This window comes from Phytoactinopolyspora endophytica (assembly GCF_004138495.1).
Taxonomy (GTDB): Bacteria; Actinomycetota; Actinomycetes; order Jiangellales; family Jiangellaceae; genus Phytoactinopolyspora; species Phytoactinopolyspora endophytica.
In genome coordinates this window covers 495,921-496,534 of the sequence record NZ_ML142852.1, presented here as the reverse complement: position 1 = coordinate 496,534, position 614 = coordinate 495,921, and the positions used below count along the sequence as shown (strand labels likewise).

At 71.2% G+C, this 614-nt stretch carries 1 protein-coding gene; it reads right to left on the bottom strand.

The genetic code is table 11. The features are described from left to right. On the bottom strand, positions 1–553 hold a 553-nt coding region (locus tag ELR45_RS10700; RefSeq protein ID WP_205856366.1), incomplete at its 3' end, for a VWA domain-containing protein. Positions 554–614: the final 61 nt, after the last annotated feature.

Here is a 614-nt window from a genome sequence, read left to right as displayed (position 1 = left end):
GCGCTGCGGCGGGGTCGGTCATGACGTGCACGGTGGTGCCGTCGAGCGGGTCGGAGGATGGTGTGTCGGGGGTAAGCCACAGCACGGCGCACCTGGTGGCGCGTAGCCGGTCGATGCGTCGTTGGCCCTGTTTGCGGGGTTCGGCGCGGTAGCGGCCGTCGGAGACTATGACCAGCAGGCGGGCGGCTTCGGGGCGGGACAGGCCGAGGGCGCCGTCGAGCGCGTCGATAGCGTCGTCGATGGCTTCGAAGTTGTCGCGCGCGGCGAATTCAGTCACCGTGGCGGGTGCCTTGCCGGGGTGGACAACGGGGTGGACGTGGTGTCCGAAGATCACGGTCGCGGTGTCGGCGGGCACGTGGGTGTGGTGGGCGGCGTGCGCGAGGATCCATGCCGCCGAGGCGACGTGTGCGGTGAAGGGGTGCATGGATCCGGATACGTCGCAGGCGATGCCGAGGCGCAGCGGCGGGGCGGGCATGGCGGTGCGGGTGGTTCGGGTGAATGGTTCGGCGGTGGGGATCGCCCCGGCGGCGCGTTGTGCCTCGCGGGTGAGCACGCCGCGCATCCGTATCCGCCCGGGAGGGAGGACGGATGCGCTCTTGGTTGTGACGCGTTCT